The following is a 2,038-nucleotide window of genomic DNA, read 5'->3' on the forward strand; positions in this document are numbered from 1 at the left end:
CCTGCCAGCACCAGGTCTGGGACCGCTGCATCAACACCAGCGAGCGCACCCGGGTCGGCATCGACATGGCGCAGCGCTTTCCGATGCCGCACCGCGCGGCCGTGCTCGAGCGCACGCAGCAGATCGGGCTCGACCCGGCCTACGTCTATGGCCTGATCCGGCAGGAGAGCCGCTTCATCATGGACGCGCGCTCGGGCGTGGGTGCCTCGGGGCTGATGCAGGTGATGCCTGCCACCGCGCGCTGGACGGCGCGCAAGATCGGCCTGGAGGGCTTCACGCCGGACCAGATCAACGACCGCGACACCAACATCACCATCGGCACGGCCTACCTGAAGCTGGCGCTCGACGATTTCGAGGGTTCGATGCCGCTGGCGGCGGCGGCCTACAACGCCGGCCCGGGCCGGCCGCGCAACTGGAGGAACGGCCCGGTGCTGGAGGGAGCGATCTGGGCGGAAAACGTGCCTTTTGCCGAGACGCGGGATTATGTGAAGAAGGTGCTGGCCAATACGGTGAACTACGCGGCGGTGCTCACCGGGCGGCCGCAGTCGCTCAAGGGACGGTTGGGGGTGGTGGGGCCGCGGGTGGCGCCGGGGGAGGATCCGAGCAAGGAGTTGCCTTGACTTTTGGGTTGTGGTTCCCTGGGGTTTTTTGCGGCTGATGGGTTTGCGGTGGGGGCTGGTTGGGGCGTTGGTGCGGTGCGGAGGTGGGGGCCGGGTCTCGCCCCGGCGGGCGACCTACTTTCTTGTCGCACGACAAGAAAGTAGGCAAAGAAACGTGCCCCCGATGCCCGTATCCCCTTCGCTGCGCTACGGGGCAGCCTGCGATGCTCGGGCACAGGGCGGTGCTGCGTAACTCACTGCGCGCTTTTCAAGCGCTCCGTTCAGACAGACGCAGCAAGTCAGATCACGAAGCGCGTGTGCCTGCGGCTCACGCGCCCGCCCTGCGCCCTGCGCTTCTCGGTACGGGCATAGGGGGATGCGGAGACAGCACGGGCCATCGCTGCGCTCGGCCTGGCTTTCGCGGCGCGGCGCGCCCGCGCCCACGCGGCCGAGCGCAGCGATGGCCCGTATCGCGGTTTTCCACCCCTTGAGGCATGCGCCTGTGGCGGAGTGCTGGCGGGGTGGCATGCGCGTCGGAGCGCGCATGCTTCGCTTTCTGACTCGCTGCGTCTGTTTGAACGGAGCGCGCCAGCGCGCAGTGAGTTACGCAGCGCACCCCGCCAGCACTTCGCCACAGGTTGCCCCCGCGCTCGCAGAGCGTGGGGGTCGCAGGCCGTGGGGCACGTTTCTTTGCCTACTTTCTTGTCGTGCGACAAGAAAGTAGGTCGCCCGCCGGGGCGAGACCCGGCCCCCCACCTCCGCACCGCACCAACACCAGCACCGTCCCCCACCGCAAACCCACCCACCGCGAAAACGACAAAAACCGCCCTCAAGTCCGGGCAAAGCGCCGCAACAGGTTGTGATACACCCCCGTCAACTGCACCAGCCGCATATCGTCTGCCGCCAGCTCTGGCGTGATCTGCTGCACCGACTGGTCCAGGTCGAACAGCAACGTGCGCTCGCCTTCATCCGCCACCAGGCTCTCGATCCAGAAGAACGACGCCACGCGCGCCCCGCGCGTCACTGGCGTCACCCGGTGCAGGCTGCTGGACGGATACAGCACCATGTCGCCGGCCGCCAGCTTCACCGTCTGCACACCAAACGGCCCTTCGACCTCCAGCTCGCCGCCGTCGTACTCCTCGGGTTCGGCCAGGAACAGCGTCGCCGACAGGTCGGTGCGCATCTGCTGGCTGCTGCCGGGCAGGAACATGAGCGCGCTGTCCACGTGCGCGCCGTAGGTGCCGCCGTCCGCGTAGCGGTTGAACTTCGGCGGGTAGATGGTGCGCGGCAGCGCGGCACTGATGAACAGCGGCGTGGCGGCCAGCCGGCGCAGGATGTGCTGGCCGAGGCGCACTGCCAGCTCGCTGCCATCGGCCAGTTGCTGGTTGCGTTTGACGCTCCGGGCGAGCGTGCCGGCGGTGGCGGCGCCGTCCTGCCAG

At 68.4% G+C, this 2,038-nt stretch carries 2 protein-coding genes; one reads left to right on the top strand and one right to left on the bottom strand.

Features of this window, described 5'->3' with window-relative positions; all coding sequences use genetic code 11:
* A partial coding sequence (locus A612_RS10870) for a lytic transglycosylase domain-containing protein (RefSeq protein WP_040436647.1) occupies positions 1–620 on the top strand: 620 nt, incomplete at its 5' end.
* Positions 621–1,428: 808 nt separating this feature from the next.
* Here A612_RS10870 and A612_RS10875 read toward each other — a convergent pair.
* Positions 1,429–2,038, bottom strand: a 610-nt coding sequence (locus tag A612_RS10875; protein WP_019374511.1) for a Fe2+-dependent dioxygenase, incomplete at its 5' end; no start/stop codon positions are given.

The sequence above is a fragment of the Melaminivora alkalimesophila genome (genome assembly GCF_000282995.1).
Classification (GTDB): Bacteria; Pseudomonadota; Gammaproteobacteria; order Burkholderiales; family Burkholderiaceae_C; genus Melaminivora; species Melaminivora alkalimesophila.